Genomic DNA, 14174 nt, shown 5'->3' with positions numbered 1-14174 from the left:
GCCGCCGCTATCTGCTGCCCAGTCGATGCATTCCTTGAAGTTCCGCCGCCTCGATATTGCAACAGAAAGGATTCGTCCGCGTGACAGGAATGTCAACTCACGATTGCAAGACCGGGCCGGCGGGTTTTTCCGGAGTCGTTGACGGACGCGGTGGCTGTGCTCGTCGACGAGCACAGGAATAGGGTTCACCCCTTCCAGCCCTTCGCAGCCGCGTTCGCGCAGCCTATTTGCGGATAAGGCTGCCGAGAGGACGTTTGAGCAGGCTTTCGCGCAGCGAACCCTCGCGGCGAGGCTCGGTTGGTGGGTGCGCGGGGCGCGGATCCGGAGCATGCGACCTGCCGTCTGCTTCCTTCTCGCCGGAAAGGAGCTGCTCGCGGATCTGATTGAAACGCTCGAGTTGTGGATTGACCGGCTCCGGGCGCGGAAGCATGTCCGGCCGGTAGGGCTCGAACGTCGCCTCATTCCAGGGTTCCGCCTCGGATGGTTCGGCGCCGTGGGCGGCCGCCTGACTTGGCTCATCGTCCTCAAGGGTCGGAGCCTTGCTGCTCTGCGCCGCCATATAGCTCTGCTGGAAGCTCGAAATGTCGGGCCCCGATACCGCCCGCATCCGGCTGACGATCGACCGCAGGTCGACGCTCGGGGACGCGTCCTCGTCGACCTTGTCGGTTATCCCGTGGGCGCGCGGCAGGCGCCGGTCGTCGACGCGGGTGAAGCGCATGCGCATCGGCACGGCGACCGCCTCGCCAAACGCGATGGCCTCGCCGTTGCCGATCGACGAAATGAAGCTGGTCGTGGAGATCGAACTATTCGAAATCGCCGAGCGGATGATCTCCTGGTCGCGATCGTTGGCAAGCCGCATGGCGAAGACGGTGGAGCACTGCGACAGGATCGTCGGGTCGAGCTCGCCGGGTCGCTGCGTGATGATGCCGAGCGACACACCGTATTTGCGGCCTTCCTTGGCGATCCGCGCGATCGCCTGGCGGGTCGGCAGGAAGCCGAGGGAAGGATCGGCGGGCACGTAGCGGTGCGCCTCTTCGCAGACGACAAGCATGTGCACGCCGCCATCGCTCCACAGGCCGATTTCGAAGGCCATGCGGCAGAGCACCGAGGCGACCGAATTGACGACCTCCGAGGGAATGCCGGCGAGTTCGAAGGTGGCAATCGGCCGGCCTTCGCCGGGAATGCGGAAAATCTTGGCGATCGTATCCTGGATCGTGTCGGTGATCGTGTTCGACGAGAACATGAAATGGTAGCGCGGGTCGTTGATCGCCGAAACGATCTTGGTCTTGAGCGAGCGCAGGTGCGGCTTGTCAGTGCGGCCTTCCAGCCGGCCGATGCGCTCGTCGATCATCGCCAGAAGATCGGCGATGCGATAGGGCACCGGCGTGTCGGCGGTGATCGAGCTCTTCTCGTTCTGGCGGCGCATCAGCCCGGATTCGCCGCCCTTGAAGGCCTTCTTCGCCTCCGGAATGACGTCGCGCAGGATGTCGAGCTCTTCCGCCACCGGCGGCCGCCCGCGAAAGACGACCTCGGCGAATTCTTCCAGCCGGAAAAACCAGAAGGGGAGGTCCAGTGTGTCCGTGTCGATGACGACCGCATGTTCCGGGAAGGCCGCGGCAAACTCGTTGTGCGGGTCGAGGATCAGCACGCGCAGCTTCGGATCGGCGGCGATCGCCTTGTTCAAGAGCAGCGTGACGGCGGTCGATTTGCCGACGCCGGTCGTTCCGACGATGGCGAAGTGCTTGGCGAGCATCGACGGCACATGGATCGTGGCGTCGAGACTTTCATCCTGGGTCAGCTTGCCGATGACGCAACTGTCCGCCTGGCTGGACTCGTAGATGCGGGCGAGGTCGGTGGCGCGGATGCGGTGGGCGATCGCGCCGAGATAGGGATATTGGCTGATGCCTGTCGAGAACGACTCGCGTCCGTCCGGACCGATGTGGACCTCGCCCATCAGTTCGACCTCGATGCGGAAGGTGTTGTTCGCCTGCTCGCCCCATTCGCTGGCGACGGTCTGCATGGCATAGACGAGCGCGACGACGCGGTTCGCGCCGACGGAAATGGAAATCAGGCGGCCGACCGACCAGAGCTCCGTCAGCGAGGTTTCGCCGCTTTCAGCGACCGCGGCGATCGTTGCGCGCGAGCCGCTGCAGGCAACGACGCGACCGAGGAAACGGTTGCCCGGCTTCAAGCCGTCGCGACGATCCTCTGCTCCCGCAGGATTCGAGGAATGGAGTTCACTGTCGAGCAAAGCTGCACCTCGCGCGAATGGCGCCAAATCTGGCCGAACGGAAACCATCTCCACTTTTCCAGATCACGCTCCAGGGTAACAACCGCGGTTTAACAAGTCGTTTCGCTGAATTGCGCGGGGATGTCCCGTTTGATCCGGTCCGAATGCCGTCCAAAGCCCGTTGACGGGCAGGGCTTTTCTGTTTATCAAATCGCCCCATGAAAAATTTCGCGGTTATTCTTGTGGTGGGACGGCGCATGGGCAGGATGGTGTAACCATCCGGCAGTAGCCACCCATGCGCTGAACGAGGCTCCTGAAGGGGCCTTTTTTTATGCCCTGAGAAAAGCTAATCACACCCCAAACCTTGAAAAGGGACGGAAGCAGGCCAATGAGCGGAACAGAAAACCAGATGACAGGCGCGGAGATTGTTCTCCAGGCTCTGAAGGACAATGGCGTCAAGCATATCTTCGGCTATCCCGGCGGCGCCGTGCTTCCCATCTATGACGAGATCTTCCAGCAGGAAGAGATCGAGCATATCCTCGTCCGTCACGAGCAGGGCGCCGGCCACATGGCCGAGGGCTATGCCCGCTCCACCGGCAAGGTCGGCGTCATGCTGGTCACCTCCGGTCCCGGCGCGACCAATGCGGTCACGCCGCTGCAGGATGCGCTGATGGACTCGATCCCGCTCGTCTGCATCTCCGGCCAGGTTCCGACCCCGCTGATCGGCTCGGACGCCTTCCAGGAATGCGACACGGTAGGCATCACGCGGCCCTGCACCAAGCACAACTGGCTGGTCAAGGACGTCAATGATCTCGCCCGCATCATCCACGAGGCCTTCCGCGTCGCGCAGTCCGGCCGCCCGGGCCCGGTCGTCGTCGATATTCCGAAGGACGTCCAGTTCGCGACCGGCACCTACACGCCGCCTTCCGCCGTTCCGACGCAGAAGAGCTACCAGCCGAAGATGCAGGGCGACCTGAAGAAGATCGAGGAAGCGGTCGAGCTGATGAAGAACGCCCGCCGGCCGATCATCTATTCCGGCGGCGGGGTCATCAATTCCGGTCCGCAGGCGTCGCATTTCCTGCGCGAGCTGGTCGAGCTCACCGGTTTTCCGATCACCTCGACGCTGATGGGCCTCGGCGCCTATCCGGCGTCCGGCAAGAACTGGCTCGGCATGCTCGGCATGCACGGCACCTACGAAGCCAACATGGCCATGCACGACTGTGACGTCATGGTCTGCATCGGCGCGCGCTTCGACGACCGCATCACCGGCCGCCTCAACGCGTTTTCGCCGAACTCGAAGAAGATCCACATCGACATCGACCCGTCCTCGATCAACAAGAACGTGCGCGTCGACGTTCCGATCCTCGGCGATGTCGCAACCGTTCTCGAAGACATGGTCCGCCTGTGGCGCGCCGCGTCGAAGACCGTCGACAAGGCGCGGCTCGAAGACTGGTGGGCCGGAATCGCCAAGTGGCGGGCGCGCAATTCGCTGGCCTATACGCCGAACGACGACGTCATCATGCCGCAATATGCGATCCAGCGGCTCTACGAGCTCAGCAAGGACCGCGATACCTACATCACCACCGAAGTCGGCCAGCACCAGATGTGGGCGGCGCAATTCTTCGGCTTCGAGCAGCCGAACCGCTGGATGACGTCGGGCGGCCTCGGCACCATGGGCTACGGCTTCCCGGCGGCCATCGGCGTCCAGGTCGCGCATCCGGAAAGCCTCGTCATTGACATTGCCGGCGACGCCTCGATCCAGATGTGCATTCAGGAAATGGCCTGCGCGGTGCAGTACGGGTTGCCGGTCAAGATCTTCATCCTCAACAACCAGTACATGGGCATGGTCCGGCAGTGGCAGCAGCTGCTCCACGGCAACCGCCTGTCGCACTCGTACACGGAGGCGATGCCGGACTTCGTCAAACTCGCCGAAGCCTATGGCGGCGTGGGCATCCGTTGCGAGAAGCCCGGCGAGCTGGACGAGGCGATCCGCCGGATGATCGACACGCCGGCGCCGGTCATCTTCGACTGCCGCGTCGCCAACCTCGCCAACTGCTTCCCGATGATCCCGTCGGGCAAGGCGCACAACGAAATGCTGTTGCCCGACGAGGCGACGGACGAGGCGGTCGCCAATGCGATCGACGCCAAGGGCCGCCAGCTCGTCTGATGAAAAGGTAGGAAAGAACAAAATGAGTGCACATCTTCAGCCGACGGGCTCTGCCTATTTCATCGCCAAGGAGACGGAGCTTGCGGAAACGCACACGCTCTCCGTTCTGGTCGACAACGAGCCGGGCGTGCTCGCCCGCGTCATCGGCCTCTTTTCCGGCCGCGGCTACAACATCGAGAGCCTGACGGTATCCGAGACCGAACACGAGGCGCATCTGTCGCGCATCACCATCGTTACCCGCGGCACGCCTCATGTGCTGGAGCAGATCAAGCACCAGCTTGAACGGCTGGTGCCTGTGCACCGGGTCGTGGACCTCACGGTTCGCGCCGCCGACCTCGGCCACGACCGGCCAATCGAGCGGGAACTGGCGCTCGTCAAGGTGCACGGCTCCGGCGAGCACCGCGTGGAGGCGCTTCGGCTGGCGGATGCGTTCCGTGCATCGGTCATCGACGCCAATATCGAGCACTTCGTCTTCGAGATCACCGGCAAGCCGTCGAAGATCGAGCAGTTCATCGCCATCATGAAGCCGCTCGGCCTGATCGAGGTCTGCCGCACCGGCATCGCCGCGATGAACCGCGGCCCGCAGGGGATGTGATGGCTGCCTGAAAGTGGCGTCGCTGAATAGCAACTGCCCCTCACCCTAACCCTCTCCCCCCAACGGGGAGAGGGGGCTTGGGGCGGCGCGGCATATCCCTTCTCCTCGCAAGCGGGAAGAAGGTCGCGGCAGCGGGATGAGGGGGCCCGAGACTGCAGTATCTCCTCAAATAACCTCCAGCCGCATCTTCCTTCTCGGCGGCGGAAAGAGTTCATCGAGCTCGGCCAGCTCTTCCGCCGTGAAGTGAATATCCATCGCGTCGCGGTTTTCGCGGGCGCGCTCGGCCGAACCGGTCTTCGGGATCGAGATGACGCCTGGGCGGCTTTTGAGAAAGGCGAGCGCCACCTGCGCCGGCGTCGCCTGATGCGCCTTGGCGATGTGGATCAGGTCGGCGTTGTGAAGCAGCCGGCCCTCGTCGAGCGGCGAATAGGCCATCAGCGGCACGCCGCGGTCGCTGCACCAGGGCAGGAGGTCGTATTCGATGCCGCGGCGGGCTAGGTTGTAGAGCACCTGGTTGGCCGCGACATTCCTGCCGTTCGGCACGCTTTCCAGTTCCTCCATATCGTCGACGTCGAAATTCGAAACGCCCCAGGCGGCGATCTTGCCGACCGCCTTCAGCGTCTCGAAGGCGGCGACGGTTTCGGCGAGCGGATAGACACCGCGCCAATGCAGGAGATAGAGATCGATCCGGTCGGTGCCGAGATATTTTAGGCTGCGTTCGCAGGCGGCGATCGTGCCCGAACGGCTCGCATTGGAGGGCAGCACCTTGCTGACGAGAAAAACCTCGTCGCGCCGGCCCTTGATCGCCTCGCCGACGATGCGCTCCGCGCCGCCGTCGCCGTACATTTCCGCCGTGTCGATCAGCGTCATGCCGAGGTCGATGCCGGCTTGCAGACTGCGGATTTCCGCCGCCGCCTTTATGTGGTTCTCGCCCATGCGCCAGGTGCCCTGGCCAAGCACAGGAACCTTGCGGCCATCGGGAAAGCTCGTTGTCGGGATCGGATCGTGCATCGGAAATCGCCTTGAAGATTGGTTCGACACTCCAAGATTAAAATTCGGTGCAGGAATGTCCATAAGCCGTCGGCTCTGCCTCGTTCACGGCGGCCGCACCGCCTGACGATCCAGACGGTAAAGCGGGCTTCTGCTGACGGTGCGTCCCGCAGGCGAAAGCCGTGTGCTTCCTTTGCCCTAATCCAGCGAAAGCTCGTTGCGGACGGCTCTCACCCCACTCACCGAGCAAGCGATGTCGATCGCGGTGGCAATCTCCCTGCGGGTGTGAACCCAACCTGCGAGGGTAACTTCGGCGCCGTCGGCCGTGACGAAGACATAGCTCGCGTCGAGCGCGCCCGTCGATGACAGTGCTTGGGTGACGGCGGTCTCAATGTCGGGTTCTTCCGATCTTTTCTTCGTTTTCTTCGGAAATACATGGAAGATGTTGGACGTATCGCTCATGAGGTAACTCCCGTGACGCTTCCGGCATGAAACAGGCCTGTGGGAATGGCAGCGTCGGTGCGCTGTCAGGTGCAGACGAGTATGATGACAAATGTCATCGCAGCCGCGAAACAAATGGCGTCGGATCTCGCCCAGCCGGCCAAAAAGGCGTTCAGAGAAGACATCGACCGCATAGCATCCTCGCGGCCTGCATCGTCTCGCGAACCAGACCGATAGGCGTCGGCCGACCTTCGATGATGTGGCGGCCAACGCGAAGCAAAACATCGCACAATCTGTGATAATCTTGTCTTCGGCTAAAAATCATACGCGCGATCACGAAATGCGCAATGAAAAACGGAATAGTCAGAAAGCACGCGAGGCCTAAATGTCTATAAAATATTGTATTTCATGGCACATTTATTTGGCATATTTCGATAGCCTGAAATAAGATATTATCTTCGACATCAGGTTCGCGCGGCAAACGGAAATGCCAGACGTTGCCGTTGAAATCGCCGCCCCAGGGATCTTATCCGCATGCGGCGCGACCATCGTCGTCACTGGCCCGTCGGGAGATGCCGAATGAAATCCGTGCTGGACTCCTTCATTGCTGATCTGGAAGTGGCCGCTCGGGATATCGGGACATTGACGGTGGAGCGCAAGGAGAACCTGCTGCACCGAGCCGCCGCGGCGCTCCGGTCAGGGGATGTGGTCCCGGCGGGAGGCCGAACGTCCGGAAGGCTCCCATGGAAGCTGATGCAGCTTCGACGAATGGGCGGGAATGCCAGCAACCGGCTGATTGCGTTCAATCTCCGTCGTGCCGCCGCCTGGCTTCGACATCAGGAGGAGGAATGAATATGCGGATCGGCAGCGGTAACTTCTGCTAAGGAAAAAATAAAATCGCGGCCTTGCAAGGGACACAATTGTAATCTACATAAATGAAATCGATATTGATCGACGAGATTTGTTTCTGCGCTGCGGCGCTTCGTCACGAAGATCCTGACAAAATCGGTTTCAATACATCGCGGAAACGCGGTGTTGTTTTTCCATGAGCGATTGAAAGGATATCAACGTGGCTTCTGGAACAGTAAAGTGGTTCAACAGCACCAAGGGCTTTGGGTTTATCCAGCCGGATGATGGCGCTTCCGACGTGTTCGTACACATTTCGGCCGTCGAGCGTGCCGGCCTGTCCACTCTCAAGGATGGTCAGAAGGTGAGCTTCGAGCTCGCCCAGGATCGCCGCACGGGCAAGACGTCCGCGGAAAACCTGCGCGCCCTTTGAGTGTGTGCTTGCGATTGTGCTCTATGATCGCGCTCCATGAAATTGTCATCTCCCGGTCTTTGACCACGGATGTACTGGCACTGGCCGGTTGAGATGATGAAGAGGAAGGTCGGGTTCGCCCGGCCTTTTTTATTGCCTTCGGAAAGGAGGAACATTGATGAAGGAAAGCCAGACCAACAGCGTGTTCAAACCGGCCAAGAAAAACCCGTCCGACCGCGCCGATCAGGCTACGATCGCCTCGCGCGCGATTGTCGAGCAGGAAGCGGCCGCCCGGCACAAGAAGACGGCCCGCCTCAAGCAACTGCGACTGGAAAAGGAAGCCGAAGAGGCGGCGGCAAATCCTGTTGCCCCGACCAAAGAAAAGCGAAAAGCACAAAAACGCAAATAGGTAGCCCGAAAAGAATCTCTGTCGCTTCAACGCTGGGCGGCGACGAGAAGCATCATCGGCCGGTCGACCTCTTCCGCGAGATCGGGATTGGCGGCGATCTGCTCGGGCGTCGGCCTCCACTCCTCGACATGGCGGATAGAGAAGCCGGCTTTGATCAGCGTGTTCAAAGTGGTGCCGATGGTGCGGTGGTATTTGACGACTCCCTTGGCCAGCCAGTCGGTAACGCGCTCCCCTTCGACCGAATAGCGGTCGAGCGGCCAGATCCTGCGGCCGTCCGCGTCACTGGACCAGCCCGGATTGGTCGGCGCCATGTAGATCGGATGCTCGATCGTGAAGACGAATTGCGAGCCGGGCAGGAGGCTTGCATGGATGGTCCGCACGAGCCGGTCGAAATCCTCGATGTAATGGAAGGCGAGCGAGCTGTAGGCGAAATCGAAGCTTGCTTCGGGCAGCACAAGATGATCGAGATCTGCAATCCGGTAGTCGATTGCCGCGTCGTCCGCATCCTTTCGCGCCCGCGCGATCATGTTTTCTGAAAGATCCAATCCCAGCACATGGGCCGCGCCGCTTTCGCGCGCCCAACGCGCAAACCAACCGAAACCGCAGCCGAGATCGACCACGCGCAAGCCACTCAGGTCCGGCAGCGCGGCCCGGATCGCCGGCCATTCGGCGGCGCCGTCGAGACCGTGCACGGACCGTGCGAGCTGGCTATAGCCCGCGAAAAATTCCGGTTTGTCGTAGATATTTTGTGCCATTTACGTCTCCACCGATCGCAGATGGACGGGGCGCGTCGTACCCCGAAATAGAGCCCCCGTCCGTTGCCGGCGAGGCTGCGAGTTACGCGTGGCGCGCAATGAGTCGCGCCACCTCGCGTCGCACCTACGTTTGGGCGCCAACTTCCACGAGGCCGGGGCCTTGTCAAGGCGGCGGTCATCGGCGGAACCTTCCCGCCGACAACGGCCATCAAATCCGGTTTGTCACCATGACAAGAATTGGCTGGTCTCCGACTTTGCGACAGGTAGATTGACGCAAACTACGCTGGGCCTGATTCCGGCTTGGGCGGATTGCCACAACGAATCAGCAATATAGGGCGCGTCGCCACGGCGGCGCCGCGCTTGCAGGAGGAGATGCATGCAATCGGATACGCTGCTGGCGCTGTTCCTGTTTGCCTTCACGACGTCGATCACGCCGGGCCCGAACAACATGATGCTGTTCGCTTCGGGCGTGAATTTCGGCTTCGTGCGCACCATTCCGCATATGCTCGGCATCGGCGGCGGTTTCTTCGTACTTCTCATCGCCGTCGGGCTCGGGCTTGGTGCGCTGTTGCACTCGGTGCCGCTCATCTACATCACACTGAAATTTGCCGGCGGCGCCTATCTAGTCTGGATCGCCTGGAAGATCGGTACCTCGCGTTCGCTTGGCGAGGGCAAGGCGAGTGCCAGGCCGATGACCTTCCTGCAGGCGGCCGCCTTCCAATGGGTCAATCCGAAGGCCTGGGTGATGGCAGTCTCTGCCATGGCCACCTATACCAGCAGCGACAGCTATCTTCTGAGCGTACTCGTCGTCGGCCTCGTTTTTGCGCTCGTCAACGTGCCGAGCGTTTCGACCTGGGCGGGCTTCGGCTCGGCGCTGCGGCAGTGGCTCTCCGAACCGTCGCGGCTCAAATGGTTCAACATCACCATGGCCGTGCTGCTCGTCGTCAGCCTTTGGCCGATGCTAAAATAGGGTGATGTCGGGCTTCGTCAGCATCAGCCAGAAAATCGCAATCACCGAAGCAAAGGCGGGAAAGCCGCAGGCGAACCAGATGCGATAGAGCCTATCGAAGTCCGCCGGCAGGGGCGTATCCTCGGCGACCGCCCGCTTTGCCAGATCCCGCAGCCGGAACTGGATCCAGACGACCGGCAGCCAGAAGAGGCCGGTGAGGACGTAAAGCGCGAACGACAGTACGAGCCAACCCTCCTCATACGGCCAGCCAATCATCCGTGCCAGAATGTATCCGGTAAGCGGCTGCAGGAAGGTGGCGGTCGCGGTGAAGACCGTATCCGCGATGACGACGATGCCGGCGACATGGGCGATGATGCCGGGATCGCGTGTGCGTTCGGCCATGATCATGAAAAAGGCGATGCCGATGCCGGTGCCGAAGAGAACCGTGGCGCCGAGCACATGGAGGAGGCGGAGGAGGTCTTCGAAAGCCATCAGCGTTCGTCCAGAATGGCAAGCGCCGCGAGCGTCAGCAAGATCGACGGCAAAATCTTGACGAGAGGACCGAGCGGATCGAGCCAGAGCGCCGGTTCGGCAAGCGTCGCAGCAAGGAGATAGGCAAGCGTCAGCGAAAGCATGCCGAAAAGCGCGCGCCGTGCCCAAGGTCGAACGAGAACCGCAACCCCGAGCGCGATGTCCGCGAGACTGGTCGCGATGGTCGCCGCGGTTGCGATAGGCCCCGGCAGAAAGGCCGCGAAATGGCTCGCTGCCGCGTCGAAGACGAAGAAAGGCACGAGGCCAGAGAGCAGCCAGAAAAGCGCAAGGGTCGCGACGATCAGCGGCTTCAGCAGATAAAGGCGCGCGAACCAGAGATCCTGGACGCCCGATGGGGCGGCGGCCAGCGTGTCGGCGGCGCATGACAGGCGTCGCCCGAAATCCTGCGACGGTCCGCTCGCGATGCCGCCGGACATAACCGTCATCGCGGTGGAGCGGAGCGGCGAGCGCCAGCCGAGCCTGCCTGCCAGATCCGCGAGCCAGGCTATCGGTCGCGCCATGGCGGGTGAGAGCGCAATCGTCGGAGCGGGAGGGAGGCCGAGCCAGCGGCGATGAACGAGAACGAGTTCCTTCAACGTCAGGCTTTCGTTGCAAGCCAGCGCAAGGTCGGATCCCGCCGGCAGGCGGCCGCCGACAGCCGCGCTGGCAGCGTCGACGACATCGTCGAGCGCAACGGTTGCGACCGAGCTTTCGGCATGGATGAGGGGGATCGCGAAAGGCAGGGCGGCAAGGGCCCGCAGCAGTGCGGACCCGCCGTAGGCGTTTCGGCCGATGACCAACGCGGGGCGCAGGATGACAAAGGGCAGGCCGCTTGCAGCAAGTGCCGTGTCTGCCTTCCGCTTGGTCGCCAGAAAGGCGAGATCGCGACCGGCGCCCGCGGTTTCCGCCGAGATCTGCACGACAAGCCGAAGGCGGGCATTACGCCCGGCCCCGTAAAGCGCCAGCATCGCCTTTTCCTGGGTGGCGACGAGATCGTCCGAAAGGCCATCCTGCAGCGCGCCGGCGCAATTGACGAGCACGTCCTGGCCTTCCAGCGCGCCTTGCCAGTTTCCGCCCGCCGTCATCTCGGCAAGGTCGGCCTTGATCCAGCGAAGCCCGGGCATCTTCGGCGCGGCGCGCGAGGTATCGCGGCCGAGCCCGGTCACCCGGTGGCCGTCATCGACGAGCTTTCTGGCGATAGCGGAGCCGATGAAGCCGGTCCCGCCAAGAATCAGGACGTTCATGGCACGACCTTAGCCGAAACCGGTAGGCGCGAAAGTGCCGCTTGCAACCTTACCGTTAACGTCCATCTGCCAATTGGCGCTTGCGAAACGAAACTGCCCCAGCGATGGTCAGCGGCTGGCGGTTGTCCTTGTCGAGGACATTCTCGTCAGGTGCTCGCGATTCTTTTTGAGCCATGCCAGTCGGAAAGCAACGAATGAGGAGATGAATGGTGCCACCCATTCTCGAAGGACCGAACATCAGGCTCCGGCCGCCTTGTGAAGCGGATATCGAGGCCCGCTTTCTTTTAGGGAGCGATCCGGGGATCGCCGAAATGTTCGGGGTCAGCAGAGAAGACGTGCGGCCGATAACGAGAGAAAGCGCGGCAGCCTGGGTCCGGAATTTGGGTGAGCACCCGTATGCCTGGATCATTGAGATTCAGGGGACGTGCGCTGGTGAGATCAGGTTGGACCGCGTCGACCAGCATGATCGGCGCGCCTCGATGGCAATCGGAATATACGACAGCGCCTTGCTCGGGCGTGGGTTTGGCAGCGAGGCCATCAACCTTCTGCTTAAACACGCCTTCGGTTCGATGGGGCTGCATCGAATTGGAATACGTGTGCTCAGCTACAACGAACGGGCGATCAGGGCGTATGAAAAGTCCGGCTTTGTTGTGGAGGGGAGGGAGCGCGAGGCCGCCCTCGTCAACGGGGCATGGCACGACGACGTGATGATGGGCTTGCTCGACCATGAATTCCTCGGCAAGGCTCCCACGGAGTGATTTTTGCCGTGACGACTTTCGGTGCCGATCCGCTCAGAAATCGATTCCGATTCCTGCCCTAATACTTTAAAAAGAACAGCGTTTCCGGCAGAGGAGAGGCGGAATGTCAGAGCATCATCATGGTCATGGCCACGGTCACGATCATCACCAGCACGACAACCATTTCACCGACATGGAAGCGCGGGTAAAAGCGCTCGAAACGGTGCTGACGGAAAAGGGTTTGATCGATCCCGCCGCGATCGATGCCATCGTCGAGACCTATGAGACGAAGGTTGGGCCGAGAAACGGTGCGCGCGTGGTAGCCAGGGCCTGGAGCGATCCGGAGTTTGCCGATTGGCTGAAGCGCGACGCGACGGCGGCGATCGCGAGCCTCGGCTTTACCGGCCGGCAGGGCGAGCACATGCGCGCCGTGTTCAACACACCCGATACGCACAATCTCGTCGTTTGCACGCTCTGCTCCTGCTATCCCTGGAGCGTGCTCGGCTTGCCGCCGGTATGGTACAAGGCGCCGCCTTATCGTTCGCGTGCGGTCATCGATCCGCGGGGCGTGCTGGCGGAATTCGGGCTTGAACTTTCGGCGGAGAAGAAGATTCGCGTCTGGGACTCGACGGCGGAACTGCGCTACCTCGTCGTGCCCGAACGGCCGGACGGAACCGAAGGCTTCAGCGAGGAGGATCTGGCCGATCTCGTGACGCGGGACTCGATGATCGGCACCGGGATTGCGCTTTCGCCGGAGGCCGCGCGATGAACGGGCCGCACGACCTCGGCGGCCAGCACGGCCTTGGGCCGATCGCGCCCGAAACGGACGAGCCCTGTTTCCATGCGGAATGGGAGAAACGGGCGCTCGGTGTGACGCTCTCCTGCGGCGCTTTCGGCGCCTGGACGATCGACGAGAGCCGGCATGCGCGCGAAAGCCTGCCGCCGGCGACCTATCTTTCGGCAAGCTACTACGAGATCTGGACCCGCGCGCTGGAGACCTTGCTCAAGCGCCACGGCTTCGTGACGCAGGCCGAACTCGATGCCGGCCATATGCTCGAGATGGGGACGGATCCGAAGCGGGTACTGAAAGCCGAGATGGTGGCGGGGGTGCTCGCCAGGGGCGGCCCCTGCGACAGGCCGGTCGCGACGCCGCCGCTTTTCTTCGCCGGCGAGAGGGTGCGCACCAAGAATTTCAATCCCGAAACCCACACGCGCCTGCCGCGCTATGCCCGCGCCAAGGTCGGTGTGGTGGAGGCGGTACAGGGCAGTTTCGTGTTTCCGGACGACAACGCTCACGGCAAGGGCGAGAACCCGCAATGGGTCTATACGGTCGTGTTCGACGGCGGCGAGATCTGGGGCGAGGGGGCGGACCCGACGCTGACGGTCTCGATCGATGCCTGGGAGAGTTATCTTGAGCGGGTATAAGACCACTTCGTCGGAAGAGAATGCGGATGGCAAACCGGCGTCCACTTTCCCTCGTTCGCCGCTGCTCGCCTCGGCCGAACTGCCGAAGTCGGCAGACGGCGATCCGGTCTTTGCCGAACCCTGGCAGGCGACCGTTTTCGCCATGACCGTCCGGCTGCACGAGCAGGGCGTGTTCTCCTGGGGCGAGTGGGCGGAAACGCTCTCCGCCGAGCTCTACAAGCCCGGTCGCAAGGCCGACGCGAGCGACTATTACGATTGCTGGGTCGCCGCGCTTTCCCGCCTGGTAACGGAGCTCTCCATCGCTTCCGGGCGTGAACTCGAAGCGCTCACCCGAAGCTGGCAGCGCGCGGCCGAAGCCACGCCGCACGGCAAGCCAATCGTCATCGAGAACGATCCGCTGAGGTGAAGGTGCCGACGCCGGTGAGGTGTCATTGCCGTCATCC

At 62.3% G+C, this 14174-nt stretch carries 16 protein-coding genes; 10 read left to right on the top strand and 6 right to left on the bottom strand.

Annotated elements, in window-relative coordinates; genetic code table 11:
• Nucleotides 1-223: 223 nt before the first annotated feature.
• A complete protein-coding gene (locus QN224_RS16185) occupies nt 224-2299 on the bottom strand; it encodes an ATP-binding protein (RefSeq protein WP_283977530.1) in 2076 nt (691 codons plus the stop codon).
• Between the two features lie 319 nt (nt 2300-2618).
• Here QN224_RS16185 and QN224_RS16180 point away from each other — a divergent pair, with 319 nt between their 5' ends.
• Nucleotides 2619-4397 carry an acetolactate synthase 3 large subunit gene (locus QN224_RS16180; protein ID WP_283977529.1) on the top strand — a complete coding sequence of 593 codons (1779 nt, stop codon included), beginning with the start codon at nt 2619-2621 and terminating at the stop codon, nt 4395-4397.
• Between the two features lie 22 nt (nt 4398-4419).
• Nucleotides 4420-4992 (top strand): acetolactate synthase small subunit, encoded by a 573-nt coding sequence (gene ilvN / locus QN224_RS16175; RefSeq protein ID WP_173509826.1) that lies wholly within the window; start codon nt 4420-4422, stop codon nt 4990-4992.
• A gap of 165 nt (nt 4993-5157) precedes the next feature.
• Here ilvN and QN224_RS16170 read toward each other — a convergent pair whose 3' ends face one another.
• Both QN224_RS16170 and QN224_RS16165 read right to left on the bottom strand, forming a co-directional pair.
• A complete protein-coding gene (locus tag QN224_RS16170; RefSeq protein WP_283977528.1) occupies nt 5158-6003 on the bottom strand; it encodes an aldo/keto reductase in 846 nt (281 codons plus the stop codon).
• Between the two features lie 177 nt (nt 6004-6180).
• Complete coding sequence (locus QN224_RS16165) at nt 6181-6444, bottom strand: BON domain-containing protein (protein WP_269282360.1); 264 nt, start codon at nt 6442-6444, stop codon at nt 6181-6183.
• A 558-nt stretch (nt 6445-7002) separates the two neighbouring features.
• Between QN224_RS16165 and QN224_RS16160 the strand changes: the two genes are divergently transcribed.
• From QN224_RS16160 to QN224_RS16150, 3 genes are all read left to right on the top strand, one after another.
• The gene (locus QN224_RS16160; RefSeq protein ID WP_283977527.1) at nt 7003-7275 is read left to right on the top strand and encodes a hypothetical protein; all 273 of its coding nucleotides are present in this window, start codon (nt 7003-7005) and stop codon (nt 7273-7275) included.
• 217 nt (nt 7276-7492) lie between these two features.
• Nucleotides 7493-7702, top strand: coding sequence for a cold-shock protein (locus tag QN224_RS16155; RefSeq protein ID WP_173509830.1), 210 nt, complete (start codon nt 7493-7495; stop codon nt 7700-7702).
• Nucleotides 7703-7859: 157 nt separating this feature from the next.
• Nucleotides 7860-8090 carry a hypothetical protein gene (locus QN224_RS16150; RefSeq protein WP_269282365.1) on the top strand — a complete coding sequence of 77 codons (231 nt, stop codon included), beginning with the start codon at nt 7860-7862 and terminating at the stop codon, nt 8088-8090.
• A gap of 26 nt (nt 8091-8116) precedes the next feature.
• Here the strand turns inward: QN224_RS16150 and QN224_RS16145 are convergent, their stop codons facing one another.
• Entirely contained in the window at nt 8117-8845 is a 729-nt protein-coding gene (locus QN224_RS16145; protein WP_283977526.1) for a class I SAM-dependent methyltransferase, read from the bottom strand.
• A 376-nt stretch (nt 8846-9221) separates the two neighbouring features.
• Here QN224_RS16145 and QN224_RS16140 point away from each other — a divergent pair, with 376 nt between their 5' ends.
• The gene (locus QN224_RS16140) at nt 9222-9815 is read left to right on the top strand and encodes a LysE family translocator (RefSeq protein WP_283977525.1); all 594 of its coding nucleotides are present in this window, start codon (nt 9222-9224) and stop codon (nt 9813-9815) included.
• Here QN224_RS16140 and QN224_RS16135 read toward each other — a convergent pair.
• Both QN224_RS16135 and QN224_RS16130 read right to left on the bottom strand, forming a co-directional pair.
• Entirely contained in the window at nt 9807-10286 is a 480-nt protein-coding gene (locus QN224_RS16135; RefSeq protein ID WP_283977524.1) for a DUF2269 domain-containing protein, read from the bottom strand. The two genes, QN224_RS16140 and QN224_RS16135, sit on opposite strands and share 9 nt — an antisense overlap.
• Nucleotides 10286-11569 carry an SDR family oxidoreductase gene (locus QN224_RS16130; protein WP_283977523.1) on the bottom strand — a complete coding sequence of 428 codons (1284 nt, stop codon included), beginning with the start codon at nt 11567-11569 and terminating at the stop codon, nt 10286-10288. The genes QN224_RS16135 and QN224_RS16130 overlap by 1 nt, the downstream gene beginning before the upstream one ends.
• A gap of 206 nt (nt 11570-11775) precedes the next feature.
• Here QN224_RS16130 and QN224_RS16125 point away from each other — a divergent pair, with 206 nt between their 5' ends.
• The 4 genes from QN224_RS16125 to QN224_RS16110 all read left to right on the top strand — a co-directional run bounded on the left by QN224_RS16125 (nt 11776) and on the right by QN224_RS16110 (nt 14137).
• Entirely contained in the window at nt 11776-12327 is a 552-nt protein-coding gene (locus QN224_RS16125) for a GNAT family protein (protein ID WP_283977522.1), read from the top strand.
• Nucleotides 12328-12430: 103 nt separating this feature from the next.
• Nucleotides 12431-13075 carry a nitrile hydratase subunit alpha gene (nthA, locus tag QN224_RS16120; protein WP_283977521.1) on the top strand — a complete coding sequence of 215 codons (645 nt, stop codon included), beginning with the start codon at nt 12431-12433 and terminating at the stop codon, nt 13073-13075.
• The gene (gene nthB / locus QN224_RS16115) at nt 13072-13731 is read left to right on the top strand and encodes a nitrile hydratase subunit beta (RefSeq protein ID WP_283977520.1); all 660 of its coding nucleotides are present in this window, start codon (nt 13072-13074) and stop codon (nt 13729-13731) included. Before nthA ends, nthB begins: the two co-directional genes overlap by 4 nt.
• Nucleotides 13732-13792: 61 nt before the next feature.
• Nucleotides 13793-14137, top strand: a complete 345-nt coding sequence (locus tag QN224_RS16110; RefSeq protein WP_269284548.1) for a nitrile hydratase accessory protein — start codon at nt 13793-13795, stop codon at nt 14135-14137.
• Nucleotides 14138-14174: the final 37 nt, after the last annotated feature.

Source organism: Sinorhizobium sp. 7-81, assembly GCF_030124405.1.
GTDB lineage: Bacteria > Pseudomonadota > Alphaproteobacteria > Rhizobiales > Rhizobiaceae > Sinorhizobium > Sinorhizobium psoraleae.
This window is presented reverse-complemented; position numbering and strand designations above follow the sequence as displayed.